The organism is Pseudomonas fluorescens, from assembly GCF_041354075.1.
Lineage (GTDB): Bacteria > Pseudomonadota > Gammaproteobacteria > Pseudomonadales > Pseudomonadaceae > Aquipseudomonas > Aquipseudomonas fluorescens_CE.
The window spans coordinates 162,772-187,909 of record NZ_JARZGC010000004.1; the positions used below are offsets into that span (position 1 = coordinate 162,772).

The window sequence follows — 25,138 nt, forward strand, 5'->3', positions numbered from 1 at the left end:
ATCACGGTTGCCACGCGTCATCACGAGCGGCGCTGGGTCATTCTTCAGTCAAAAGAAGTGATCAAAATTTGATCAGACCTCATTATTATTCGCCGACGCTGATCTTCAGGCCAGCAGCGATTGCAAAGGGTGTCAGGGTTATCGCCAGGGCGGTCAGGCTACCCAGCCACAGCAGATAACCGGTCGCCGGCATACCCATCAGGGCCGCCTGCAAGGCGCCACTGCCAAGAATCAACACCGGGATATACAGCGGCAGGATCAGCAGCGCCAGCAACAGGCCACCGCGCTTCAACCCTACCGTCAGCGCTGCACCCACCGCACCGAGCAGGCTCAGCACCGGTGTACCCAGCAACAGGGAAAGCAGCAACACCGGTAGACAGGCGGTCGGCAAGCCGAGCATCAATGCCAGCAGCGGAGCGAGCAAAACCAGGGCCAGGCCGGAGAAGACCCAGTGTGCCAGTACCTTGGCCAAAACCAGAAGAGGCAGAGGGTGCGACGAAAGGACCCACTGCTCGAGGGAACCGTCCTCGAAATCACTGCGGAAAAGCCCGTCCAGCGAGAGCAGAACCGATAAAAGGGCCGCGACCCAGACCAGTCCCGGAGACAAGGTTTGCAACAATTGAGACTCGGGACCGACGGCCAGCGGGAACAGCGCCACCACGATCGCGAAGAACACCAGTGGATTGGCCAGCTCCGCAGGACGGCGGAACAACAAACGCGCCTCACGGGCGACCAGCAGACCGAACACACTCATGCTGCCCAATTCCCCAGGTCAATGTCGCGATACCCGGCCGGCATGCGGCTCAACGTGTGGTGCGTGGTCAGCATCACCATGCCGCCGCGTTCGCAGTGGCCGGCCAGATGAGATTCGAGTTGCGCCACGCCTTGCTTGTCCAGCGCGGTGAACGGCTCGTCCAGGATCCACAACGGCGGACTGTCGAGGTACAACCGCGCCAGCGCCACGCGGCGTTGCTGGCCGGCGGACAGGGTGTGACAGGGAACGTCCTCGAAGCCGCGCAGTCCGACGGATTCGAGCGCGCTCCAGATCGCCTCATGGCTGGCCGGGTGATGCAGGGCGCAGAGCCAACTGAGGTTTTCCTCCGGCGTCAGCAGGTCCTTGATGCCGGCGGCATGCCCGATCCACAACAGATTGCGTGCCAGTTCGTTGCGCTGTTCGTTGAGCGGCTGGCCGTTGAGCAGGATCTGCCCGGCCGTCGGCTGCATCAGACCGGACAGCAAGCGCAACAGGCTGGTCTTGCCGCTGCCGTTGGGGCCGCTGATTTGCACCATTTCGCCACTGGCCAGTCTCAAATCGAGATTTTCGAACAGCAGTCGAAGGTCTCGCTCACAGGCGAGTGCGACGGTTTGCAGGACTGGACTGGTCAAGAGATCACGGGCCTTCAGGGTTCAAGTCGGCAGCGCAGCGGCCGCTAAAGGGGTGCAGCATAGTCGCAATGGCAGCCTGTTCTAGAGAGCTGCGTCAAACAATTGCAATGTTTTTGCCACTCTGCGAAAGACGGGCGGCATTATACATGCGATGCCCTACTCTAATGAGGGCTATTTCTTCAGGTTGTGACCGCGTATGACAGGCGAAATGAACATCCTCCCGCTCCCGCAGCCCACACCCGCGACCTCACGGCCGCTGGTGGTCAGCGGGGACCTGCTCAAGTTGCTGACACCCATGGAAGGCCTGATCACGCCCGGCCAGTCCGCCAAGGCTGAAGTGCTGTCGCTGAAGCAGGCTGATCAGACCTTCCAGTTGCTGCTCAAGGTCACCCTCGAAAGCGGCCGCCAGACCACGGTCCAGGCCACCAGCGGCCAACCGCTGCCCCAAGGCACCCACCTGGCGATCACCCAGCCTTCGGCGGGCAACCTGGCCGTGACGGTGCAACAGGCGATCGCTTCCAGCGTCGCCGCCCTCACCCGCATCGACACCGCACAACTGCCGGTGGGCACGCTGCTGCAAGGCAAGGTGCTGACGTCCCAGGTGCTGCCGCAAGTGCCGGGCCAGCCGACGGTCTTTCGCTCGCTGGTGAGCCTGCTCAATACCGCGTTGAGCGGCAAGACGCTGACCCTGGACAGCCCGACGCCCCTGCGCATCGGCACCTTGCTCAGCGCCCAGGTGCAAGACACCCAGACCCTGAAATTCGTGCCGCTGAGCAGCCGTCAGGAACAACTGGCGGTCGCCCAGCAACTGGCCAGCCAACAGAGCCGCCAAGGCTCGCTGGACGGACTGCTGAAATTACTGCAGAACCTGCCGGCGACCGACCAGACCTCCAGCGACCTGCGGGCAGCGGCGAGCAGGTTGCTCGCCGGCCTGCCGGACGTTCAGCAGTTGAGCACGCCCAAGGGCCTGGCGCTGGCCCTGGCCAACAGTGGCGCCTTCCTCGAGTCTAAGCTGCTGGGTGGACAGAATCCGGCACAGGCGCCGGACATGAAAGCTGACCTGCTCAGGCTGATTGCCCAAGTGACCCAGGGGTTGCCGGCCAATACCAATCTCGGCGCGATCCTTGCGGCGAACACCCTCGCCCAGGCCATGCCGAGTTTCGTGCGCAATGCCCTCGGCATGCTCGGGCAGGTCAGCGCCAAACCCTCGCCCACCGGTTTTCCGCTCCCGGAGCGGCTGTTGCAGAGCGCCGAAGGCGAAGACGATCTCGAACACCTGCTGCGCTTGGCTGCCGCAGCGGTTTCTCGCCTGCAAAGCCACCAGTTGTCGAGCCTGGAGCAGACCGGCGTGACCAGCGACGGTCGCCTGATGAGCACCTGGCAGCTGGAAATCCCGATGCGCAACTTGCAGGACATCGTGCCCCTGCAGGTCAAGTTTCAGCGCGAGGAAGCACCGGAGAAGGAACAGCCCCAGGAGCGCCGCGACGAACCCAAACAGCAATTGTGGCGCGTCGATCTGGCGTTCGACATGGAACCGCTGGGCCCGCTGCAGATCCAGGCGCAACTGATTCAGGGCAGCCTGTCGAGCCAGTTGTGGGCCGAACGGCCCTACACGGCGAGCCTGATCGAAAGCAACCTGGCCGCCCTTCGCCAACGCCTGCTGGACTCGGGCCTGAACGTGGGCGACCTCGATTGCCACCAGGGCAAACCGCCCCAAGGTCCGCAAACCCGTCTCGAACAACGCTGGGTCGACGAAACCGCATGAACAACACCAATGCCCCACGCCAGGCCATCGCACTCAAATACGACGGTAGCCACGCACCGACCCTGACCGCCAAGGGCGACGAGGAACTGGCCGAAGAAATCCTGCGGATCGCCCGCGACTACGAAGTACCGATCTATGAAAACGCCGAGCTGGTGAGACTGCTGGCGCGCATGGAGCTGGGAGACAGTATTCCGGAGGAGCTGTACCGCACGATCGCCGAGATCATTGCGTTTGCCTGGAACCTGAAGGGCAAGTTCCCGCAGGGTCAGGACCCGAATGCGCCGATGGTCGAGAAGGATGTGACCGACCGTGGGGATGACTATTAGGCCTTTGTAGGAGCGAGCATGCTCGCGATGGACGCCAGAACACCGCGGTGCATCAGGCAGCCAACGTTATCGTTCACGTCCATCGCGAGCATGCTCGCTCCTACAGGAAGCAGACGACTAGCTCTTGTGCAACTTGCTCATCAACTCCGCCTCAGCCTGGGTCAAACCGCAGGCCTGGGTCAGTTCATCGATGCTTGCGCCCATTCCGACCAGTCGCGCCGCCTGGGCAAACGACAGGCTTGAAGGGTCGCGCTGTTCCAGTTGAGCCAGCTTGTCCGGCAACGGAGCGACCACCGCGCGCAATTCGTGCAGGTCTTGCCCCATGCGCACAGTGCCGCTCTGGTAGTTGTCCACCAGCCTGGCCAGTTCCTTGATGCGTTGATCACGCAACGCATCGCCTTGGGCCTGTTGCGCGGCGATCTGCCGCTGACCCCGAATGTACGCCAGGAACATCGCCAGCGTGCCTGCCCAGAACAGGAACAGGACAATCACCGCAACCTCGAGAATCAATCAGATATTCTCCAGTTCCGACCATTCCTCTTCGCTCATCATCTTGTCCAGCTCGACCAGGATCAGCAGTTCGTTGTTCTTGTTGCAGACGCCCTGAATGAACTTGGCAGACTCTTCGTTACCCACGTTCGGCGCAGTTTCGATTTCCGACTGACGCAGGTAAACCACTTCGGCCACGCTGTCGACCATGATACCGACCACTTGCTTGTCGGCTTCGATGATGACGATCCGGGTGTTGTCGCTGATCTCGGCATTCATCAGGCCGAAACGCTGGCGAGTGTCGATCACGGTGACCACGTTGCCGCGCAGGTTGATGATGCCCAGCACGTAGCTTGGGGCACCCGGAACCGGAGCGATCTCGGTGTAACGCAGGACTTCCTGAACGCGCATCACGTTGATGCCGTAGGTCTCATTGTCCAGCTTGAAGGTTACCCATTGCAGGATCGGATCTTCGGAACCCTTTGCAGACGACGCCTTATCATTCATACCCTGACCCCTCGAAAAACCGCCCTGGCGGTGTGTGTTCGGTGCGATGGCAACTCATTTGCCCCGCGTGTTTTTTATGTTGGCTTGTGGACCGGCTTGCTGCCGCCCAGGTGTTTTGCGCCGCCACTGGCAATCAGCTCGGCCAGCGCGGCCACGTCGAGCAACGCACACATGTGTTCAATGACCGTGCCAGCCAGCCACGGTCGTTGGCCACGCTGGGTGCGCCATTTGATTTCGTTCGGGTCCAGGCGCAACGAGCGACTGACCTGATGCACCGCCAGCCCCCACTCGTAGCCCTGTACCGAAATGACGTATTGCAGGCCCTGGCGGAAATCATCGCGATAGCGGTCGGGCATGACCCAGCGCGCGGTATCGAGCACCTTCAGGTTGCCGGCCTGGCTCGGCAGGATCCCGAGAAACCATTCCGGCTGACCGAACAACGGCGTCAGCTCCTGGCCGGCCAGTGAATAAATCGAGCCCAGGCACACCAGCGGCACGGCGAGGGTCAGCCCGGCGACATCGAACAACAGGCATTCGAACGCGTCGGCAGCCCAGGCGGGACGACCATCGGTTTCTACCGGTGGCGGCGTGTTGCCAGGAGGCAGATGGACCTCGACGATCGGCGGCACCAGCGCTTGCAGCAACGGTGCGATGGTCGACACCGGAGCCAGGACCGGGGCCGGTCCATCGATCAGCGCCACGGGCGCTTTCACCACAGGCGCAGCGACCGGTGCTGCAACGGGAGCCGCAACAGGCGCCGCTTCCTGCGGCGACTTCTGCGCGTCCCGGGCCTGCTCTTCCAGCACCGCTGCCTGGAACTCGTCGAGGGCCGCTTCGACCTCGATCACCTCGGCAATCGTTTCGATTTCCGCTGGCGCCTCTTCGGTCGCGTCCATCAGCAAGTTGTCCAGATAGGACTGAAGTGCAAGCTGCGGACGGGACGTGATTTTTACCGGACGATTCATCTCACGCCACCTGCGCAACGGATTGCTGCGCGAGCAAATGCTTGAGCAGGGCACGATAGGCCAGCACCCCACGGCTCTTGCCGTCGAATTGCGAAGGAGTGACACCGGCACGGCTGGCGTCACGCAAGCGCGTGTCGACCGGAACATAGCCCTGCCAGATTTCGTCGGGGTACTTGTCGCGCAACACCCGCAGGGTGCCGAGTGACGCTTGCGTGCGGCGGTCGAACAGCGTCGGCACGATGCTGAAGGCCAGCGGCTGCTTGCGCGAGCGGTTGACCATCGCCAGGGTATTGACCATGCGTTCCAGGCCCTTGACCGCCAGGTGCTCGGTCTGCACCGGAATCACCAGTTGCTGACTGGCCGCCAGGGCATTGACCATCAACACGCCGAGCAAGGGCGGGCTGTCGATCACCGCGTAATCGAAGTCCTGCCACAGTTGCGCGAGGCTCTTGGCGATCACCAGGCCCAGGCCACTCTGCCCCGGTGACTGGCGCTCCAGCGTCGCCAGCGCGGTGCTCGATGGCAGCAGGGAAATACTGGCATGGCTGGTGGGCAACAGCAGTTGGCCGGGCAGGCCTTGCGGCACGCTGCCCTTGTGCAGGAACAGGTCGTAGCTGCTGTGCTCCAGGCTGTCTGGATCGTAACCGAAGTAACTGGTCATCGAGCCGTGGGGGTCGAGATCGACCACGACCACGCGCTTGCCCGCCTCAGCCAGCAACCCGGCTAAAGCGATGGAGGAAGTGGTTTTACCAACACCACCCTTTTGATTGGCAACGGCCCAGACTCTCATTCGGATTGTTCCTCCCGGCCGAACCGGTCGACCGAGAAATAGCTCAACGTGTTAATACGGGTGACGGAGAATTGACGGCGCTCTCTCGTACCGGTGGTTTGACCGGTGCAGGTGCAGTTTGTGTGCCAGCACGCTTCAACGCGGCATCCGGTTGCGCATTGGCGGTCCCGGTACCGGTCAGGCTGCGTCGCACATCAAGATTGCGTGACACCACCAGCACCACTCGGCGGTTGCGCGCCCTGCCCTCTGCCGTGGCGTTGTTGGCCACCGGCTGAAATTCGCCATAACCCACCGAGGCCATCCGACCGGGGTTCACACCCTGCATCGCCAACATGCGAACGATACTCGCCGAACGCGCCGAGGACAGCTCCCAGTTGGTCGGGTACTGCGCAGTGCGAATCGGTTGATCGTCGGTGAAACCTTCGACATGAATCGGGTTGTCGAACGGTTTCAGAATCGCTGCCACCTTGTCGATGATGTTGAACGCCACGTCGCTGGGCATGGCATCGCCACTGCCGAACAGCAGGCTGGAATTGAGTTCGATCTCGACCCACAACTCGTTGCCGCGTACGGTCATCTGATTGGAGCTGATCAAGTCGCCGAACGCCGCGCTGATGTCATCGGCGATGCTCTTGAGTGGATCGCTGGCTCCGGCGATGCCCGCATCAACCTGGTCGCTGTCTTTGACCAGCGGCTTGGCCGGGGTCACGGTCTTGGGCCGCTCTTCGCCGATGGGAATGGGTTTGAGCGAGCGGTCCGCATCAGTGAACACGCCGACGAGCGCCTGGGAAATGATCTTGTACTTGCCTTCGTTGATCGAAGAAATCGAGTACATGACCACGAAAAAGGCGAACAGCAAGGTGATGAAGTCGGCGTAGGAAACCAGCCAACGTTCATGGTTCACATGCTCTTCATGACGTCTGCGACGTGACACGGCTCAATCCCCCCATCAATCCATGAAGCCCTGAAGCTTCAACTCGATGGAGCGAGGGTTTTCACCTTCGGCGATCGACAGAATACCTTCGAGCAACATTTCGCGATAACGGGACTGGCGCAGTGCCACGGATTTGAGCTTGGCCGCAATCGGCAGCAGCACCAGGTTGGCACTGGCCACGCCGTAGATGGTGGCGACGAACGCCACGGCAATGCCGCTGCCCAGATTCGCCGGGTCGGCCAGGTTGCCCATGACGTGGATCAGGCCCATGACCGCACCGATGATGCCGATGGTCGGCGCATAGCCGCCCATGCTTTCGAAGACCTTGGCGGCCTCGATGTCGCGGCTCTCCTGGGTGTAGAAGTCCACTTCCAGAATGCTGCGGATGGCTTCCGGCTCGGCGCCGTCGACCAGCAGTTGCAGGCCCTTGCGCGAGTAGCTGTCAGGTTCGGCGTCCGCCACCCCTTCCAGGCCCAGCAGACCTTCCTTGCGCGCGGTCAGGCTCCAGTTCACCACGCGGTCGATGCCGCCGGCGAGGTCGACGCGAGGCGGGAACAGGATCCAGCCGAGAATCTGCATGGCACGCTTGAAGGCGCTCATGGGCGATTGCAGCAACGCCGCGCCGATGGTTCCGCCGAGCACGATCAGTGCCGCAGGACCGTTGGCCAGAGCACCGAGGTGACCGCCCTCGAGGAAATTGCCGCCGATAATGGCGACAAACGCCATGATGATCCCGATAAGGCTGAGGACGTCCATCAGATGCACGCCTCGACCAGGTGTTTGCCAATGTCGTCCAGGCCATACACCGCGTCGGCGAGCTCAGCCTTGACGATGGCCATCGGCATGCCATAGATCACGCAGCTCGCTTCATCCTGGGCCCAGATCGAGCTGCCACCCTGCTTGAGCAGACGCGCGCCTTCGCGGCCGTCGGCGCCCATGCCGGTCAACACCACCGCCAGAACTTTGTCACCGTAGGATTTGGCGGCGGAACCGAAGGTGATATCCACGCACGGCTTGTAGTTCAGACGCTCGTCGCCCGGCAGGATTTTCACCGCGCCACGGCCATCGATCATCATCTGCTTGCCGCCCGGCGCCAGCAGGGCCAGGCCCGGACGCAGTATGTCGCCATCTTCGGCTTCCTTGACGCTGATGCGGCACAGTTTGTCCAGGCGCTCGGCGAATGCCTTGGTGAAGGCCGCCGGCATGTGCTGGATCAATACGATCGGTGCCGGGAAGCTGGCCGGCAACTGGGTCAATACCCGCTGCAGGGCAACCGGGCCGCCTGTGGACGTGCCGATGGCGACCAGTTTGTAGGCCTTGCGCTTGGGCGCCGGCGACGATGGGGCGTGTGCCGGCGCATGAGCAGGGGCACGGACCGGCGCTGCAGCCGAACGCGCAGGCGCACTGCTGCCGTAACTGCCGACGCTGGAAGGCGCAGAGGTCGGGGCTGGCGCAGGCGTTGGCGCGGGCGCGCTGTAGGCGCTGACACGTCGATTGCTGCGCGAAATGCTGAGAATCTTCTCGCACAGCAGTTGCTTGACCTTTTCGGGGTTGCGCGAGATGTCCTCGAAATTTTTCGGCAGGAAATCCACCGCACCGGCGTCCAGCGCATCCAGGGTGACCCGGGCGCCTTCATGCGTCAGCGAGGAGAACATCAACACCGGCGTCGGGCAGCGCTGCATGATGTGCCGCACCGCCGTGATGCCATCCATCATCGGCATCTCGTAGTCCATGGTGATCACGTCCGGCTTGAGGGCCAGTGCCTGATCGATCGCCTCTTTACCGTTGGTCGCCGTACCGACGACCTGGATGTTGGAGTCCGCTGAAAGAATTTCCGAGACGCGGCGGCGGAAAAAACCCGAATCGTCCACCACCAGGACCTTGACTGCCATAAACACTCCGTTAGGCGGGAGCGAGGCTAGGTCGCCCCGCTCCCCCTGAATCAAATACGCCGTGCGGCGTAACGCTTGAGCATGCTCGGAACATCGAGAATCAGCGCGATGCGGCCATCACCGGTGATGGTGGCGCCCGACATGCCCGGGGTTCCCTGGAGCATTTTGCCCAATGGCTTGATGACCACTTCTTCCTGACCCACCAGTTGATCGACGACGAAGCCGATCCGCTGGGTGCCCACCGAAAGGATCACCACATGGCCTTCGCGCTGCTCTTCGTGAGCGGCGGAGCTGACCAGCCAGCGCTTGAGGTAGAACAATGGCAGTGCCTTGTCCCGCACGATCACCACTTCCTGGCCATCCACCACGTTGGTGGTCGACAGGTCGAGGTGGAAAATCTCGTTGACGTTCACCAGCGGGAACGCAAAGGCCTGGTTGCCGAGCATGACCATCAGCGTCGGCATGATCGCCAGGGTCAACGGCACCTTGATGACGATCTTCGAGCCCTGGCCCTTGGTCGAGTAAATGTTGATCGAACCGTTGAGCTGGGAAATCTTGGTTTTCACCACGTCCATGCCTACGCCACGACCCGACACGTCGGAGATCTCGGTCTTGGTCGAGAAACCCGGGGCGAAAATCAGGTTGTAGCACTCGGTGTCGCTCAGACGATCGGCCGCATCCTTGTCCATCACCCCGCGTTTTACCGCGATGGCGCGCAGGACGTTCGGGTCCATGCCCTTGCCGTCATCGGAGATCGACAGCAGGATGTGGTCGCCTTCCTGCTCGGCGGCCAGGATGACCTTGCCACCCCGAGCCTTGCCCGAGGCTTCGCGTTCTTCCGGCGACTCGATGCCGTGGTCGACCGCGTTGCGCACCAAGTGGACCAGCGGGTCGGCCAGGGCCTCGACGAGGTTCTTGTCGAGGTCGGTTTCTTCGCCGACCAGTTCCAGGTTGATCTCTTTCTTGAGCTGGCGTGCCAGGTCGCGAACCAGGCGCGGGAAGCGCCCGAATACTTTCTTGATCGGTTGCATCCGGGTCTTCATGACCGCGGTCTGCAGGTCGGCGGTGACCACGTCGAGGTTCGACACCGCCTTGGACATGGCTTCATCGGCGCTGTTGGCACCCAGGCGCACCAGACGGTTACGCACCAGCACCAACTCGCCGACCATGTTCATGATTTCGTCGAGACGGGCGGTGTCGACCCGCACGGTGGTCTCGGCTTCGCTCGCTGGTTTTTCCGCCGGTGGCGCGGCCGCCGCACGGGCAGGTGCGGGTGCAGCAGCAGGCGTCGGAGCGGCAGCAGGCTTGGGTGTTTCAGCTTTCGGCTCGGGGGCCTTGGCGGCCGCAGCCGGGGCCTTGGCAACAGGCGTAGCGACCGAAGAGGAAGCAGCGGCACCGCCGCCCACCTCGGTGAACTTGCCTTTGCCATGCAAATCGTCGAGCAGCGCTTCGAATTCGTGATCGGTGATCAGGTCGCTGCCCGCCGCTGCGGCATTTGGCGCAGCCGCAGCCGGGACGGACGCGATGGCCGACTCCAGTGCATCGACCGCAAAATTACCCTTGCCGTGCAACTGGTCGAGCAGTGCCTCGAACTCGTCGTCGGTGATGTCGGAGCTGTCGCCCGGCTCTTTCGGCGCGGCGGCGGTCGGGGCGGCTGGCGCTGCGCCCACCGCGTCGGCGGCGAACTGGCCCTTGCCATGGAGCTGGTCAAGCAGCGACTCGAACTCGGCATCGGTGATTTCATCACTGGCCGCGTCGGACGTTGCAACGGGAGCGGCGGCCGGTGCCTCGGCCTCGGCCTTGACGGCGTTCAGCGAGTCCAGCAGTTGTTCGAATTCGTTATCGGTAATATCGCCCGACTCGGCTTGGGCGGCCGGCGCTTGTGGTTCTTCCACCACTTCAGGCGCAGGCGCAGCTTCATCGGCCGATTGCGGCTCGGCCAGACGTGCCAGGGCGGCAAGCAATTCAGGCGTGGCAGCCGTGATCGGGCTGCGGTCGCGGACTTCGCCGAACATGCTGTTCACCGAGTCCAGCGCTTCGAGAACCACGTCCATCAGTTCCGAGTCGACGCGGCGCTCACCCTTGCGCAGGATGTCGAACACGTTCTCGGCGATGTGACAGCACTCCACCAGCTCATTGAGCTGGAGGAAGCCGGCGCCCCCTTTTACAGTGTGAAAACCGCGAAAAATTGCATTGAGCAAGTCTGCATCATCCGGCCGGCTTTCCAGCTCGACCAGTTGCTCGGACAGTTGCTCTAGAATCTCGCCGGCCTCAACCAGGAAATCCTGAAGGATCTCTTCATCGGCGCCGAAGCTCATTAAGGGTGTGCTCCTACAGGTCTAAAAACCCAAAAACCTAAATGGCCTGAATCTTAAAAGCCCAGGCTGGATAACAAATCGTCCACGTCGTCCTGACCGGACACAACGTCTTCTCTTTTATCGGCATGAATCTGCGGACCTTCACCCTGAGAGAGATGTTTTTGTGGATCTTTTTCTGCAAGCATCGCTTCACGGTCGTGTTCGATGCCCGCAAAGCGGTCCACCTGACTGGCCATGAGTACGAGCTTGAGCAGGTTGGCTTCAACTTCGGTCACCAATTGCGTGACACGCTTGATCACCTGACCGGTGAGGTCCTGGTAATCCTGCGCGAGCAGGATGTCGTTGAGGTTGCTCGACACCGCCCGATTGTCCGTGCTGCTGCGTGCCAGAAAACCGTCGACACGCCGTGCCAGCTCGCGGAACTCCTCGGCCCCGACTTCGCGGCGCATGAAGCGTCCCCAGTCGGTGCTCAGCGCCTGGGCTTCATCGCCCAGGCTGTTGACCAGCGGCGTGGAGCTCTCGACCAGATCCATGGTGCGGTTGGCAGCGGCCTCTGTCAGCTTGACAACATACCCCAGGCGTTCGGTCGCATCCGTGATCTGGGACACTTCCTCGGCTTGTGGCATGTGCGGATCGATCTGGAAATTGACGATCGCGCTGTGCAACTCGCGGGTCAGCTTGCCCACTTCCTGATACAGGCCGCGGTCACGGGTCTGATTGAGCTCATGGATCAGTTGCACCGCGTCGCCGAACTTGCCTTTTTCAAGGCTTTCGACCAGTTCGACCGCATGTTTTTTCAGGGTCGACTCGAAGTCGCCCTGTGAAGATTCTTTGTGGTCCATAGCTCCCCCGTGGCGCCGTGACTCAACCGATGCGTTCGAAAATCTTCTCGATTTTTTCTTTCAACGCCTGGGCCGTGAAGGGTTTGACCACATAACCGTTTACACCGGCCTGGGCCGCTTCGATGATCTGCTCGCGCTTGGCTTCAGCCGTCACCATCAGGACTGGCAGGTGCTTGAGTTTTTCGTCGGCGCGCACATGGCGCAGCAGATCGATACCGGTCATGCCGGGCATGTTCCAGTCGGTCACCAGAAAGTCGATGCTGCCGCTGTTGAGGACCGGAATGGCAGTGGTGCCATCATCCGCCTCGACCGTGTTGGTGAACCCAAGGTCACGCAACAGGTTCTTGATGATCCGCCGCATCGTTGAGAAGTCATCAACGATGAGGATTTTCATGTTCTTGTCCAATTCGACCTCCAAGCAGTCTTAAACGCGCCCAGCACCTGGACGCGCCATTTCAATCAATTCGGCAGAGCACTCAATGACTGTCTGGAGCACAACAGATCGAGACCGGCGTGGTTCAATTCCACACCAGCCACGTTCGCAGTGTCCCCACACTGCCTTCAGCGCGCTCGCCACTCCCCCAAACGCCCCCGCAAACGGGCCGCGCACTGGCTGTGTAACTGGCTGACCCGAGATTCACTGACCCCCAGGACTTCACCGATTTCCTTGAGATTCAACTCTTCGTCGTAGTACAGCGCCAACACCAGTCGCTCGCGCTCCGGCAAATTGGCAATCGCGTCCGCCAGCGCTGCCTGGAAACGTTCATCTTCCAGGTCGCGTGACGGCTCGAGATGAGCACTCGCGCCATCCTCATGCAGCCCTTCGTGCTCGCCGTCCTGCAACAGATCGTCGAAACTGAATAACCGGCTGCCCAGGGTGTCGTTCAAAATCCCGTAATAATCATCGAGACTCAATTGGAGTTCGGCCGCAACCTCATGATCTTTAGCGTCACGACCGGTTTTAGCTTCAATCGAGCGAATGGCGTCGCTGACCATGCGGGTATTGCGGTGGACGGAACGTGGCGCCCAGTCCCCCTTGCGCACTTCATCAAGCATGGCGCCGCGGATTCGAATGCCCGCGTACGTCTCGAAACTGGCGCCTTTGCTGGCGTCGTATTTGGTCGACACTTCGAGCAGGCCGATCATCCCGGCCTGGATCAGGTCTTCGACCTGGACACTTGCCGGCAAACGCGCCAGCAAGTGATAGGCAATGCGTTTGACCAGTGGCGCGTAACGCTCGATCAGCTCGTACTGCGCGTCACGCGCCGACTTCTTGTAGAGGTTGTAACCGCTGGCTGTCATAGCACGGGTCCTGCCGTTTGTTGCACGAGGCGCTCGACGAAAAACTCCAGGTGCCCACGCGGATTGGCGGGCAGCGGCCAGGTATCGACCTTTTGTGCGATGGCCTTGAAGGCCAGTGAGCACTTGGAACGCGGGAAGGCTTCATACACGGCGCGCTGCTTCTGCACCGCCTTGCGCACGCTTTCGTCGTAGGGCACCGCGCCGACGTACTGTAGAGCGACATCGAGGAAGCGGTCCGTGACCTTGGTCAACTTGGCGAACAGGTTGCGCCCTTCCTGCGGGCTCTGGGCCATGTTGGCCAGGACGCGGAAGCGGTTCATGCCGTAGTCGCGGTTCAGCAGTTTGATCAGCGCGTAGGCATCGGTGATCGAGGTCGGCTCGTCGCAGACAACCAACAGCACTTCCTGCGCGGCGCGCACGAAACTGACTACCGAGTCACCAATACCCGCAGCGGTGTCGATCACCAGCACATCGAGGTTGTCGCCGATATCGCTGAATGCCTGGATCAGGCCGGCATGCTGGGCCGGACTCAGATGCACCATGCTCTGGGTACCGGAAGCCGCCGGAACGATGCGGATGCCACCGGGGCCTTGCAACAATACGTCGCGCAGCTCACAGCGGCCTTCGATCACGTCGGCCAGGGTGCGTTTGGGGGTCAAGCCCAGCAGGACGTCGACATTTGCCAGACCCAGGTCAGCGTCCAGCAGCATGACGCGCCGGCCAAGCTCAGCCAGGGCCAGGGACAAGTTCACTGACACGTTAGTCTTCCCGACGCCACCTTTGCCGCCGGTCACCGCGATCACCTGTACGGGATGCATGCTGCCCATGTTATTTCATTACCTTGTCTTGCATAGACGGAGGCCACATTACTGGCTGCGCGTTCGCAAACGGAACAATGCCTGGCAGACCATCGATGTAGGTACAAAAAATGTTCATTACCTCAGCCGACCTGCTTGGTCGGGCTGTGGTAGATATCAGCGAACATGTCAGCCATGGCTTCTTCGCTGGGTTCTTCCTGCATTTGCACACTCACGGCGCGACTGACCAGTTGATGACGACGCGGCAGATGCAGGTCATCCGGAATCCGCGGGCCGTCGGTCAGGTAAGCCACCGGCAATTCATGACCAATCGCCAGGCTCAACACTTCGCCCAGGCTTGCCGTTTCATCCAGTTTAGTCAGGATGCAGCCAGCGAGCCCGCAACGCTTGTAACTGTGATAAGCGGCCGTTAGAACCTGTTTTTGGCTGGTGGTTGCCAATACCAGGTAATTTTTTGAGCGGATGCCACGACCGGCCAGGCTTTCGAGCTGCATGCGCAGGGCCGGATCGCTGGCCTGGAGGCCTGCGGTGTCGATCAGCACCACGCGCTTGCGCAACAGTGGGTCCAGCGCCTGCACCAGGGACTGGCCCGGATCGACATGGGTCACCGACACATTGAGAATCCGCCCAAGGGTCTTGAGTTGTTCCTGGGCGCCGATGCGGTAGCTGTCCATGCTGACCAGTGCAATGCTCTGCGCGCCGTACTTGAGCACGTAGCGGGCAGCGAGCTTGGCCAGGGTGGTGGTCTTGCCCATACCGGCAGGACCCACCATCGCAATCACCCCCCCTTCTTCCAGCGGTTCGACTTCCGGGGTGCTGATCATCCGCGCCAGGTGTGCCAGCAGCATGCGCCAGGCCTGGCGAGGTTCTTCGACGTCGGTAATCATTGCCAGCAGGTCGCGGGACAGCGGGCCGGACAAACCGATGCGCTGCAGGCGACGCCAGAGATTGGCCTGGGCCGGGGCATTGCCCTGCATCTGGCTCCAGGCCAGCGAGCCGAGCTGGACTTCCATCAGCTCGCGCAGGCTGTTGAGCTCGAAACGCATCGATTCCAGCGCCCTCGGGTCAACACCGGCAGGCGCAGGCGCCGGGGCGGGTGCGGCACGACGCGGCTCGGAGTAGGTCGGTTCGATCAGCGGCTCGGCAGCGGTCAGCGGCAGGCCGGCGAACAGTTGGCGATTGGTCGCGTTGTCGCTCTCGCCTTCGCTGCGCAGGCTCAACTCGGCCTGGGCGCTGACGATCCGCGACTGGGTCTTGCGCAGCTCATCCTCGAGCTCCATGTTCGGAACGCGAGGGGCCAGCGCCGACAGCTTGTAATCCAGGGCAGCCGTGAGTTCGACACCACCGGCGATCCGGCGGTTGCCGATAATGGCGGCCTCGGCGCCCAGCTCGTCACGAACCAGTTTCATGGCCTGGCGCATATCGGCGGCGAAAAAACGCTTAACTTGCATAAACCACTACCTCAGCCATTGGGCCCTACTGTCGCAACGATGGTCACTTGCTTGTTGTCAGGGATTTCCTGATAAGCCAACACATGCAATCCGGGCACTGCCAGCCGGCCGAATCGCGACAGCATCGCGCGGACCGGGCCGGCCACCAGCAGGATGACCGGTTGACCTTGCATTTCCTGACGCTGCGCCGCTTCGATCAACGAGCGCTGCAGCTTCTCAGCCATGCTTGGCTCCAGCAGTACGCCCTCTTCCGAGCCTTGTCCTGCCTTCTGCAGACTATTGAGCAAAATTTGTTCCAACCTTGGCTCCAGCGTGATGACTGGCAGCTCGGACTCAGTCCCTACAATGCTTTGGACGATTGCGCGGGATACGCCGACCCGCACGGCGGCAACCAGCGCGGCAGTATCTTGACTCTTGGCGGCGTTGTTCGCGATGGCTTCGGCGATGCTGCGAATATCACGCACCGGCACCTGTTCGGCCAGCAACGCCTGGAGAACCTTGAGCAACTGCGACAGCGACACCACGCCCGGCACCAGTTCCTCGGCCAGTTTCGGCGAGCTTTTGGCCAGCAATTGCATGAGTTGCTGCACTTCCTCGTGACCGATCAGCTCACTGGAGTGCTTGTACAGAATCTGGTTCAGGTGAGTGGCCACGACGGTACTGGCATCGACCACGGTATAACCCAGTGATTGCGCCTGCGCACGCTGGCTGATTTCGATCCAGACCGCCTCCAGCCCGAAAGCCGGATCTTTGGCGTTGATGCCGTTGAGCGTGCCGTAGACCTGGCCGGGGTTGATCGCGAGCTCGCGATCCGGGTAAATCTCCGCCTCCGCGAGGATGACGCCCATCAGGGTCAAGCGGTAGGCGCTGGGTGCCAGGTCGAGGTTGTCACGGATGTGCACGGTCGGCATCAGGAACCCGAGATCCTGGGAGAGCTTCTTGCGCACGCCCTTGATCCGCGCCAGCAGTTGCCCACCCTGGTTGCGATCCACCAGCGGAATCAGGCGATAACCGACTTCCAGGCCGATCATGTCGATGGGCGTGACGTCGTCCCAGCCCAGCTCTTTCGTTTCCATGGCACGGGCCGGCGATGGCAGCAGTTCCTGCTGGCGCTTGACCTCTTGCAGGGCCTGGACCTTGACGGCGTTCTGCCGCTTCCAGAACAGGTAGGCACCGCCTGCGGCCAGGGCCGCCATGCTCAGGAAGGACACGTGCGGCATGCCGGGCACCAAGCCCATCACCGCCATCAAACCGGCTGCAACCGCGAGGGCTTTCGGCGAGGCGAACATCTGGCGATTGATCTGCTTGCCCATGTCTTCCGAACCGGAAGCACGGGTCACCATGATCGCCGCCGCTGTGGATAACAACAGTGATGGCAATTGCGCCACCAAACCGTCACCAATGGTCAACAGGGCGTAAACCCGGCCGGCGTCGCCGAAGGTCATGCCATGCTGGAAGATGCCCACCGCCATGCCGCCGATCAGGTTGATGAACAGAATCAGCAGGCCGGCAATGGCGTCACCGCGCACGAATTTGCTGGCACCGTCCATGGAGCCGTAGAACTCGGCTTCCTGGGCCACTTCCGCGCGGCGGGCCTTGGCCTGGGGCTGATCGATCAGGCCGGCGTTCAGGTCGGCGTCGATTGCCATTTGTTTGCCGGGCATCGCATCGAGGGTGAAACGCGCGCTCACCTCGGAAATCCGCCCGGCACCCTTGGTCACCACGACGAAGTTGATGATCATCAGGATCGCGAAGACCACGATACCTACGACATAGTTACCGCCGATCACCACCTCGCCGAACGCCTGGATCACCTTGCCCGCCGCGGCATGACCGTCCTGGCCGTGGAGCATGACCACCCGCGTTGAAGCCACGTTCAACGCCAGACGCAGCAGTGTTGCCACCAGCAGGATCGTTGGGAACACCGCGAAATCAAGCGGTCGCAAGGCATAGACGCACACCAGCAGGACCACGATCGACAACGCAATGTTGAACGTGAAGAACACGTCCAGCAGGAACGGTGGCACCGGCAACATCATCATGGCCAGCATGATCAGCAGCAACAGCGGCACGCCCAGATTGCCCCGACTGAGGTCTGCCATGTTCGTGCGAGCAGTGCTGAGTAACTGAGTGCGATCCACCGGTTTTCCCCGTTCCTTTAAAGCAAACTTTTGACGCCTGAAGCTGGCGCACGGCGGCTACTGCAAGAAGCTGTCCAACTTTTGCAGAACGCGGGAATAGAGGGGTAGCTGATACCTGCAGGAGCGAGCTTGCTCGCGATGATGGCGTGCCGGTTAATACATACGTCGCCTGACACATCGCATCGCGAGCAAGCTCGCTCCTACAGAGAGGGGGATGTCAGAGTGTCAGGAGTCTCGTCGCAGATCCGGCGGAATCGGCAGATCATCCTTCAACGGATCCGGCCGCTTGCCCTTGCCCGCCTTGTACTGGCGAATCTGATAGACATACGCCAACACCTGGGCGACAGCGAGGTAGAGGCCGCCGGGAATTTCCTGCTCGAGCTCGGTGGAGTAATAGATCGACCGCGCCAGCGCCGGAGACTCCAGCAACATCACGTTGTTGGCCACCGCGATTTCCCGGATCTTCAAGGCCAGGAAGTCGCTGCCCTTGGCCAGCAGCACCGGTGCGCTGCCCTTGTCCGGATCGTACTTGAGTGCTACCGCGTAGTGGGTCGGGTTGGTGATGACCACGTCGGCCTCGGGAATCGCCGCCATCATGCGCCGCTGGGACATCTCGCGCTGCAACTGGCGAATCCGCTGCTTGACCTCCGGCCGACCCTCCTGGTCCTTGTGCTCGTCACGCACTTCCTGCTTGGTCATCAGCAGTTTCTTGTGGCCTTCCCAGAGCTGCACCGGTACGTCCACCGCAGCAATGATGATCAGCCCGCATGACATCCACAACGTGCTCCAGCCCACCACTTGCAGGCAGTGGATGATGGCCATCTCCATCGGCTCATGGGCGATTCGCATGAGATCATCGATGTCTGAAGACAACACGGTCAGGGCAACGATCAGGATGATCAGGAATTTCGCAAAGGCCTTGAGCAACTCAACCAGGGCCTTGACCGAAAACATCCGTTTGAGGCCCGCCAAGGGGTTCATCCGGCTGAATTTCGGCGCCAGAGAACCTGCGGCGAACAACCACCCCCCCAGCGATATGGGCCCTATCAGCGCCGCGAGCACCAGGCTGATCATGATCGGTTGAATGGCCAGCAGTGCGCCGAGCCCCGAGCTCATCAGGTACGTGCTCATTGAGCGCTGATCGAGGATGACTTCCCGCGACAGGGTGAAATTCTGTCGCATCAACTCCATCAAGTCTTGCGCCAGGGCACCGCCAAAGATCAACAGCGCAGAGGAGCCGACAAGCATGATCGCCAGCGTATTCAACTCCTTGGAGCGGACGATCTCACCTTTTTCGCGGGCGTCCCTTTTCTTTTTCTCCGTGGGGTCTTCTGTCTTGTCCTGACCGCTTTCGCTCTCTGCCATGACTCAGCGCACCCGTGCCAGTTCGCGTAAAAACTGCAGGGCCTCGGAGGCCAGCGGTTGATACTGATTGAGGATGTCCGCCAGGCCGACCCAGACAATGAACAGACCGAGCACCAGGGTCAGCGGAAAACCGATGGAGAAGATGTTCAACTGCGGCGCGGCCCGGGTCATGATGCCAAACGCGATGTTGACCACCAGCAGCGCGGTGATCGCCGGCAGCACCAGCATCAACGCGGCGGCCAGGACCCAGCCGAGCTTCCCGGCCAGCGACCAGAAATGGTTGACCATCAAGCCGCTGCCGACCGGCAAGGTGGTGAAACTTTCGGTCAGGACTTCGAACACCACCAGGTGGCCATTCATGGACAGGAACATCAACGTCACCAGCATGGTGAAGAATTGTCCAATGACGGCCACTGACACACCATTGGTCGGGTCGACCATGGAAGCAAACGCAAACCCCATCTGTATCGCGACAATTTGGCCCGCCACGACAAATGCCTGAAAAAACAGCTGCATGGCGAACCCGAGCACGGCGCCCACGAGGATCTGTTCGGCGATCAACAACAGGCCACTCAAGTCAAGAGGATTGACCACCGGCATGGGCGGCAACCCGGGAACGATCACGAAGGTAATCGCCAGCGCGAAGTACAGGCGCACACGAGTGGGAACCATCTTGGTTCCGAAGATCGGCATGACCATCAAGAGTGAGCCGACACGAAACAACGGCAACATGAACGTCGCCACCCAGGTACTGATCTGGGCATCGGTCAGTTGCAGCAGCGACGTCATGGCTTAACCGATGACCATCGGAATGTTGTGGTACAGCTGAATGATGTATTCCATGAAGGTCTGCACCAGCCACGGGCCGGCAACGATCAAAGTCACCAGCATCACCAGCAGGCGCGGCAGAAAGCTCAGGGTCTGTTCGTTGATCTGGGTGGCGGCCTGGAACATCGCCACCAGCAGGCCGACCAGCAGACTGGGAATGACCAACACCGCCACCATCAAGGTAGTCAGCCACAACGCTTCACGAAAGATGTCGACCGCGACTTCCGGCGTCATGGCGAAACACCGCCGAAGCTGCTCGCCAACGTGCCGATGATCAACGCCCAGCCATCCACCAGCACGAACAGCATGATCTTGAACGGCAGGGAAATGATCAGCGGCGAGAGCATCATCATACCCATGGCCATCAGCACACTGGCGACCACCATGTCGATGATCAGGAACGGAATGAAGATCATGAAGCCGATCTGGAACGCGGTTTTCAGCTCAGACGTGACGAACGCCGGCACCAGGATGGTCAGCGGCGCCTGATCCGGCGTCGCGATATCCGTGCGCTTGGACAGGCGCATGAACAGCTCCAGGTCGCTGCTGCGAGTCTGGGCGAGCATGAAGTCCTTGATCGGCACCTGGGCCTTGGCCACCGCATCCTGCGCCGTGAGTTTTTCCGCCAGGTAGGGTTGCAAGGCATCCTGGTTCACCCGGTCGAACACCGGCGCCATGATGAACAGGGTCAGGAACAGCGCCATGCCGGTGAGGATCTGGTTCGACGGCGTCTGCTGCAGACCCAGGGCCTGACGCAGGATCGAGAAGACGATGATGATCCGGGTGAAACTGGTCATCAGCATGACGAACGCCGGGATGAAACTCAGCGCGGTCATGATCAGCAGGATCTGCAGACTGACCGAATACTCCTGCGCACCCTCGGCATTGGTGCCCAGGGTGATGGCCGGAATCGACAACGGATCCGCAGCGAAGGCCAGCGGCGCAGCCAGCATCAGGGCCAGCGTCAACACGATGCGTAGCGCACCCATTACTTCTTATCCTTCTGATCCTTGCCCATCAGTTCCAGCAGACGCTGGGCAAATTCCGGGGTGGCTTTCTCGGTGACCGGCACTTGCACCGGCTCCTTGAGCACGTGCAACGCAGTGATGGTGCCGGGGCTCAACCCGAGCAGGATCTGCTCGTTGCCGACCTGGACCAGCATCAGGCGGTCTCGCGGACCCAGTGCGCGCGAGCCGATCAGCTCGATCACCTGCCCTTTGCCGGCCGGCCCGGCCTGCTGAACCCGGCGCAACAGCCAGGCCAGGAGGAAGATCAACCCCAGCACCAGCAGCAGACCGAGCACCAGTTGCGTCAGTTGCCCGGCCACACCACCGCTGACGGCAGGTGCAGCGACAGCGGTCGCCGCCGGCTCGGCCGCCAGGGCAGCACCCGACAGCGCCAGCGACAGCAGGAAACCCAGAACCGTTTTCACTCAGCGCAGCTTCTTGATGCGTTCGCTTGGGCTGATCACGTCGGTCAGGCGGATGCCGAACTTCTCGTTGACCACCACCACTTCGCCATGGGCGATCAACGTGCCGTTGACCAGCACGTCCAGCGGTTCACCGGCCAGGCGGTCCAGCTCGATCACCGAGCCCTGGTTGAGCTGCAGCAGGTTGCGGATGTTGATGTCGGTGCTGCCGACTTCCATGGAGATCGACACCGGAATGTCGAGGATAACGTCCAGGTTCGGGCCTTCCAGGCTCACCGGGTCGTTGTTCTTCGGCACGCTGCCGAACTCTTCCATCGGCATACGGTTCGAAGACGAGGTGGCAGCGTCGGCAGCCAGCAGCGCATCGATGTCGTCCTGACCGCCTTCACCAGTTTCTTCCAGGGCAGCAGCCCATTCATCAGCCAGTGCCTGGTCGTCCTGGGTATTCATCTCGTCAGCCATCATGTGTCCTCGGCAGGCAACCCTTGAGCGGGTTGCCGTCAGTTAATCGCGAATAGGTTGGCGCGCCGCTCAACGACGCTCGATCGGCTCGATCACTTGCAAGGCGAGGTTGCCTTTGTGCGAGCCCATCTTGACCTTGAAGGCCGGCACGCCATTGGCGCGCATGATCATGTCTTCGGGCATTTCCACCGGGATGACGTCCCCCGGCTGCATGTGCAGGATGTCGCGCAACTTCAACTGGCGACGGGCAACCGTGGCGCCGATCGGCACATCGACATCCAGCACGTCCTGACGCAAGGCGTTGACCCAGCGCTCGTCCTGGTCGTCGAGGTCCGACTGGAAGCCGGCGTCGAGCATTTCCCGCACCGGCTCGATCATCGAGTACGGCATGGTCACGTGCAGGTCGCCGCCACCGCCATCGAGTTCGATGTGGAAGGTCGACACCACAATGGCCTCGCTCGGGCCGACGATGTTGGCCATGGCCGGGTTCACTTCCGAGTTGATGTACTCGAAGTTCACTTCCATGATCGCTTGCCAGGCTTCCTTCAGATCGACGAAGGCCTGCTCCAGCACCATGCGCACCACACGCAGTTCGGTCGGGGTGAACTCACGCCCTTCGATCTTCGCGTGGCGGCCGTCGCCGCCGAAGAAGTTGTCCACCAGCTTGAACACCAGCTTGGCATCGAGAATGAACAACGCCGTGCCGCGCAAGGGTTTGATCTTGACCAGGTTGAGGCTGGTCGGCACGTACAGCGAGTGCACGTATTCGCCGAACTTCATCACCTGCACGCCGCCGACCGCCACGTCCGCCGAGCGACGCAGCATGTTGAACATGCTGATGCGCGTGTAGCGGGCAAAACGCTCGTTGATCATTTCCAGGGTCGGCATGCGTCCACGGACGATGCGATCCTGGCTGGTCAGGTCGTAGCTTTTGACGCTGCCGGGGTCGGCAGCGGTATCGGTCTGTACCAGACCATCGTCGACGCCATGCAGCAGCGCGTCGATTTCATCCTGGGACAGCAGGTCCTGCACGGCCATGTCGTGTTCCTACTGCAGTACGAAATTGGTGAAAAGCAACTGTTCGATGACTACTTTGCCGAGCTCTTTCTGCGCCACTTCCTGGACGCTGGCCGTGGCCTTCTGGCGCAGCATTTCCTGACCCACGGGCGACGCCAGGGTGGCGAAGTCCTGTCCGGAGAACAGCATGACCAGGTTGTTGCGGATGACCGGCATGTGCACTTTGAGCGCATCCAGATCGGCCTGGCTGCGAGCCTGCATGGTGATGCTGACCTGCATGTAGCGCTGACGACCATTCTGGTTGTAGTTGGCGACGAAGGCGGGGGCCATGGCCTCGAAAACAGCCGCTTGCTTGCCGACCGGCGCTGCATCGACCGGGGCTTCAGGCTTGCTCTGAGCGCCGTGCATGAAGTACCAGGTGGCACCCACCGACAAACCGATCGCCAGCAGAAAGGCCACTACGCCCACGATGATCAGCTTGAGTTTGCCTTTGGTTGCGGGGTCTTTTACTGCTGCAGCTTCGCTCTTCGCCATGCCAATAATCCGTCACTATTCGGGGGTTCACAGTCGCACGGATGGGTGAGAGCAAGTGTTATGCCAGAACGCTCACCATAAATGATTGTGGGAGCGGGCTTGCTCGCGATTGCGTCCTGTCAGACACCACTTCGATGCCTGACAGATTGCATTCGCGAGCAAGCCCGCTCCCACAAGGAAGGAGTGAATCAGTTCAGGCGTAGTAATCGACCGCGCTGGTGCCGATCACGCTGGTCGCCGTGGCGGCGGCTTCAGCGATGCCGGAGGCGAGTTCATCCTCTGGCACGTCAAGCCGGCCACCGCTGGCATTGGTCCGGCCGCTCTGACTCTGTTGAGCCTGCTCCTGACCTTGCTGCGAACCGCGAGACTGGTCGGAGACGTTGACGTCGACCTGCCCCATGCCCTGCTGCGCGAACATGTCGCGCAGGCGATGGATTTGCCCGTCCAGCGCCTCGCGAACGCTTGGATGAGCACTCATGAAGGTCACCTGGGTCTGCTGGTCCGGAACCATGTTCACGCGAATATCCAGCCGCCCCAGCTCGGCCGGCTGCAACTGGATATCGGCCGCCTTGAGATTGGCGCTGGACAGGTACATGACCCGATTCACCACTTCTTCGGTCCAGCCGTTCTGATGCATGGCGATCGGCTGATTCACCGGCAAGGCATTGGCGGTCTTTGGCGTAGCGGCCTGGGTCAGCGCCGCCAGACGGTTGGCGAAGTCGTCGACACGGGTATCGCTGCTGGCGGACTTCAGGTCCTTGAGGCCGTCACTGATCAGCCCGCCAAACGCTTTCTCTCCGCCCTGACTGGTGCTGTCCTTGTCGGCCTGCACATCGAGCATGCTCGCCATGCCGGCGGCGAAGTTCTGTGCCGACGTCGGTTCACCGTCGGCCTGGGCCTGGGCGGATGTCGGCGCCGCCTTGGGCTGTGCCTGACTGGCGGCCGAAATATGACCACCCTGCTCCATGGCCATACGCACGGCCGGCAGCGCGTCCAGCGGGTCGGCTTCCGGATCGAAATCGCTGTCAGCGGCAACGGCTGGCGGCGTGGTGACCACGGCAGAAGCAACAGGCGCTTCGACCTGCGGCTGCACGGTGGCAACCACCGGTGCCGCCTGCGGTGCAGGCTCCGTGACCACTGGCTGTATCACCGGCAGCAAGGCGGGATCGAGAGCCGGATCGACCGGCGCGGTATCCGCCACCGTCGGCGTGGCCGCGTCCGCATCAGCGTCAGCTGCGCCGTCGCTGGCCACCTTGTCGTCGACAGGTGCCGGTTTTTCGGCGGGCAAGGATTTGCCGCTATCGGCAACCGCTGACTCCGAGGCGGCAGGTTTATTGTTGCCCAGGTCCTTTTTGCCGGCGTTGTCCGGGGTCTTCTCCGGGGCCTTGTCTCGCGCCGGTTTCACCGGTCCGTCAGCCATGACAAAGGGCTTGTTCTGGGATTGATTGGCGTAGACCTGCGCGAAGCTGGACGCCTTGTCCCCGGGCTCTGCGGTCAGCGCCGATGAATTGGCGGAGGCGGCTTGAGTCTTGGCCTGCGCGGTGGCCTGAAGAAGAATATTGGGGGTAACGGGCATG

Annotated in this window: 27 protein-coding genes; 2 read left to right on the forward strand and 25 right to left on the reverse strand. The window is 61.6% G+C overall.

What is annotated here, in order from left to right; translation table 11 throughout:
- Nucleotides 1-85: 85 nt before the first annotated feature.
- Nucleotides 86-754 carry a heme exporter protein CcmB gene (ccmB, locus tag QIW53_RS06815; RefSeq protein WP_371048877.1) on the reverse strand — a complete coding sequence of 223 codons (669 nt, stop codon included), beginning with the start codon at nucleotides 752-754 and terminating at the stop codon, nucleotides 86-88.
- On the reverse strand, nucleotides 751-1,386 hold the full coding sequence (ccmA, locus tag QIW53_RS06820) for a cytochrome c biogenesis heme-transporting ATPase CcmA (protein ID WP_371048878.1): 636 nt from the start codon (nucleotides 1,384-1,386) through the stop codon (nucleotides 751-753). The genes ccmB and ccmA overlap by 4 nt, the downstream gene beginning before the upstream one ends.
- Before the next feature lie 196 nt (nucleotides 1,387-1,582).
- Between ccmA and fliK the strand changes: the two genes are divergently transcribed.
- Both fliK and QIW53_RS06830 read left to right on the forward strand, forming a co-directional pair.
- Nucleotides 1,583-3,151, forward strand: a complete 1,569-nt coding sequence (gene fliK, locus QIW53_RS06825; RefSeq protein ID WP_371048879.1) for a flagellar hook-length control protein FliK — start codon at nucleotides 1,583-1,585, stop codon at nucleotides 3,149-3,151.
- Complete coding sequence (locus QIW53_RS06830) at nucleotides 3,148-3,477, forward strand: EscU/YscU/HrcU family type III secretion system export apparatus switch protein (protein WP_371048880.1); 330 nt, start codon at nucleotides 3,148-3,150, stop codon at nucleotides 3,475-3,477. The genes fliK and QIW53_RS06830 overlap by 4 nt, the downstream gene beginning before the upstream one ends.
- A 117-nt stretch (nucleotides 3,478-3,594) precedes the next feature.
- On the opposite strand, the gene QIW53_RS06835 is transcribed toward QIW53_RS06830, so the two are convergent.
- The 23 genes from QIW53_RS06835 to QIW53_RS06945 form a co-directional block, all read right to left on the reverse strand.
- The gene (locus tag QIW53_RS06835; protein ID WP_371048881.1) at nucleotides 3,595-3,987 is read right to left on the reverse strand and encodes a DUF2802 domain-containing protein; all 393 of its coding nucleotides are present in this window, start codon (nucleotides 3,985-3,987) and stop codon (nucleotides 3,595-3,597) included.
- On the reverse strand, nucleotides 3,988-4,473 hold the full coding sequence (locus QIW53_RS06840; RefSeq protein WP_192302106.1) for a chemotaxis protein CheW: 486 nt from the start codon (nucleotides 4,471-4,473) through the stop codon (nucleotides 3,988-3,990).
- A gap of 74 nt (nucleotides 4,474-4,547) precedes the next feature.
- Entirely contained in the window at nucleotides 4,548-5,438 is an 891-nt protein-coding gene (locus QIW53_RS06845; RefSeq protein ID WP_371048882.1) for a CheW domain-containing protein, read from the reverse strand.
- 1 nt (nucleotide 5,439) lies between these two features.
- Nucleotides 5,440-6,228: a ParA family protein gene (locus QIW53_RS06850; RefSeq protein WP_371048883.1), complete on the reverse strand. Its 789-nt coding sequence runs from the start codon at nucleotides 6,226-6,228 to the stop codon at nucleotides 5,440-5,442.
- Nucleotides 6,229-6,271: 43 nt separating this feature from the next.
- Nucleotides 6,272-7,162, reverse strand: a complete 891-nt coding sequence (gene motD / locus QIW53_RS06855) for a flagellar motor protein MotD (RefSeq protein WP_371048884.1) — start codon at nucleotides 7,160-7,162, stop codon at nucleotides 6,272-6,274.
- A gap of 15 nt (nucleotides 7,163-7,177) precedes the next feature.
- On the reverse strand, nucleotides 7,178-7,918 hold the full coding sequence (locus tag QIW53_RS06860; RefSeq protein WP_192302110.1) for a flagellar motor protein: 741 nt from the start codon (nucleotides 7,916-7,918) through the stop codon (nucleotides 7,178-7,180).
- Nucleotides 7,918-9,054 (reverse strand): protein-glutamate methylesterase/protein-glutamine glutaminase, encoded by a 1,137-nt coding sequence (locus QIW53_RS06865; protein ID WP_371048885.1) that lies wholly within the window; start codon nucleotides 9,052-9,054, stop codon nucleotides 7,918-7,920. Before QIW53_RS06865 ends, QIW53_RS06860 begins: the two co-directional genes overlap by 1 nt.
- Before the next feature lie 50 nt (nucleotides 9,055-9,104).
- Nucleotides 9,105-11,372: a chemotaxis protein CheA gene (locus QIW53_RS06870; RefSeq protein WP_371048886.1), complete on the reverse strand. Its 2,268-nt coding sequence runs from the start codon at nucleotides 11,370-11,372 to the stop codon at nucleotides 9,105-9,107.
- A gap of 53 nt (nucleotides 11,373-11,425) precedes the next feature.
- Entirely contained in the window at nucleotides 11,426-12,214 is a 789-nt protein-coding gene (locus QIW53_RS06875) for a protein phosphatase CheZ (protein WP_192302113.1), read from the reverse strand.
- 22 nt (nucleotides 12,215-12,236) lie between these two features.
- On the reverse strand, nucleotides 12,237-12,608 hold the full coding sequence (locus QIW53_RS06880; RefSeq protein WP_003183998.1) for a chemotaxis response regulator CheY: 372 nt from the start codon (nucleotides 12,606-12,608) through the stop codon (nucleotides 12,237-12,239).
- A 167-nt stretch (nucleotides 12,609-12,775) separates the two neighbouring features.
- A complete protein-coding gene (fliA, locus tag QIW53_RS06885; protein WP_007894214.1) occupies nucleotides 12,776-13,516 on the reverse strand; it encodes an RNA polymerase sigma factor FliA in 741 nt (246 codons plus the stop codon).
- Nucleotides 13,513-14,343 carry a flagellar synthesis regulator FleN gene (gene fleN / locus QIW53_RS06890; RefSeq protein WP_008001746.1) on the reverse strand — a complete coding sequence of 277 codons (831 nt, stop codon included), beginning with the start codon at nucleotides 14,341-14,343 and terminating at the stop codon, nucleotides 13,513-13,515. Before fleN ends, fliA begins: the two co-directional genes overlap by 4 nt.
- A 113-nt stretch (nucleotides 14,344-14,456) precedes the next feature.
- On the reverse strand, nucleotides 14,457-15,785 hold the full coding sequence (gene flhF, locus QIW53_RS06895; RefSeq protein WP_371048887.1) for a flagellar biosynthesis protein FlhF: 1,329 nt from the start codon (nucleotides 15,783-15,785) through the stop codon (nucleotides 14,457-14,459).
- Nucleotides 15,786-15,796: 11 nt separating this feature from the next.
- The gene (flhA, locus tag QIW53_RS06900) at nucleotides 15,797-17,926 is read right to left on the reverse strand and encodes a flagellar biosynthesis protein FlhA (protein ID WP_371048888.1); all 2,130 of its coding nucleotides are present in this window, start codon (nucleotides 17,924-17,926) and stop codon (nucleotides 15,797-15,799) included.
- A gap of 225 nt (nucleotides 17,927-18,151) precedes the next feature.
- Nucleotides 18,152-19,291 carry a flagellar biosynthesis protein FlhB gene (flhB, locus tag QIW53_RS06905; protein WP_371048889.1) on the reverse strand — a complete coding sequence of 380 codons (1,140 nt, stop codon included), beginning with the start codon at nucleotides 19,289-19,291 and terminating at the stop codon, nucleotides 18,152-18,154.
- Nucleotides 19,292-19,294: 3 nt separating this feature from the next.
- Nucleotides 19,295-20,080, reverse strand: coding sequence for a flagellar biosynthetic protein FliR (fliR, locus tag QIW53_RS06910; protein WP_371048890.1), 786 nt, complete (start codon nucleotides 20,078-20,080; stop codon nucleotides 19,295-19,297).
- A 3-nt stretch (nucleotides 20,081-20,083) separates the two neighbouring features.
- Entirely contained in the window at nucleotides 20,084-20,353 is a 270-nt protein-coding gene (gene fliQ / locus QIW53_RS06915; RefSeq protein WP_123465775.1) for a flagellar biosynthesis protein FliQ, read from the reverse strand.
- The gene (fliP, locus tag QIW53_RS06920; protein WP_371048891.1) at nucleotides 20,350-21,108 is read right to left on the reverse strand and encodes a flagellar type III secretion system pore protein FliP; all 759 of its coding nucleotides are present in this window, start codon (nucleotides 21,106-21,108) and stop codon (nucleotides 20,350-20,352) included. The genes fliQ and fliP overlap by 4 nt, the downstream gene beginning before the upstream one ends.
- Nucleotides 21,108-21,551, reverse strand: a complete 444-nt coding sequence (gene fliO, locus QIW53_RS06925) for a flagellar biosynthetic protein FliO (protein ID WP_371048892.1) — start codon at nucleotides 21,549-21,551, stop codon at nucleotides 21,108-21,110. The genes fliP and fliO overlap by 1 nt, the downstream gene beginning before the upstream one ends.
- Nucleotides 21,552-22,010, reverse strand: coding sequence for a flagellar motor switch protein FliN (fliN, locus tag QIW53_RS06930; protein ID WP_371048893.1), 459 nt, complete (start codon nucleotides 22,008-22,010; stop codon nucleotides 21,552-21,554). It lies immediately after the preceding gene.
- Between the two features lie 69 nt (nucleotides 22,011-22,079).
- Entirely contained in the window at nucleotides 22,080-23,048 is a 969-nt protein-coding gene (fliM, locus tag QIW53_RS06935) for a flagellar motor switch protein FliM (protein ID WP_371048894.1), read from the reverse strand.
- Nucleotides 23,049-23,057: 9 nt separating this feature from the next.
- Nucleotides 23,058-23,561, reverse strand: coding sequence for a flagellar basal body-associated protein FliL (gene fliL / locus QIW53_RS06940; protein WP_371048895.1), 504 nt, complete (start codon nucleotides 23,559-23,561; stop codon nucleotides 23,058-23,060).
- A gap of 193 nt (nucleotides 23,562-23,754) precedes the next feature.
- Complete coding sequence (locus tag QIW53_RS06945) at nucleotides 23,755-25,137, reverse strand: flagellar hook-length control protein FliK (protein ID WP_371048896.1); 1,383 nt, start codon at nucleotides 25,135-25,137, stop codon at nucleotides 23,755-23,757.
- Nucleotide 25,138 lies beyond the last annotated feature (1 nt).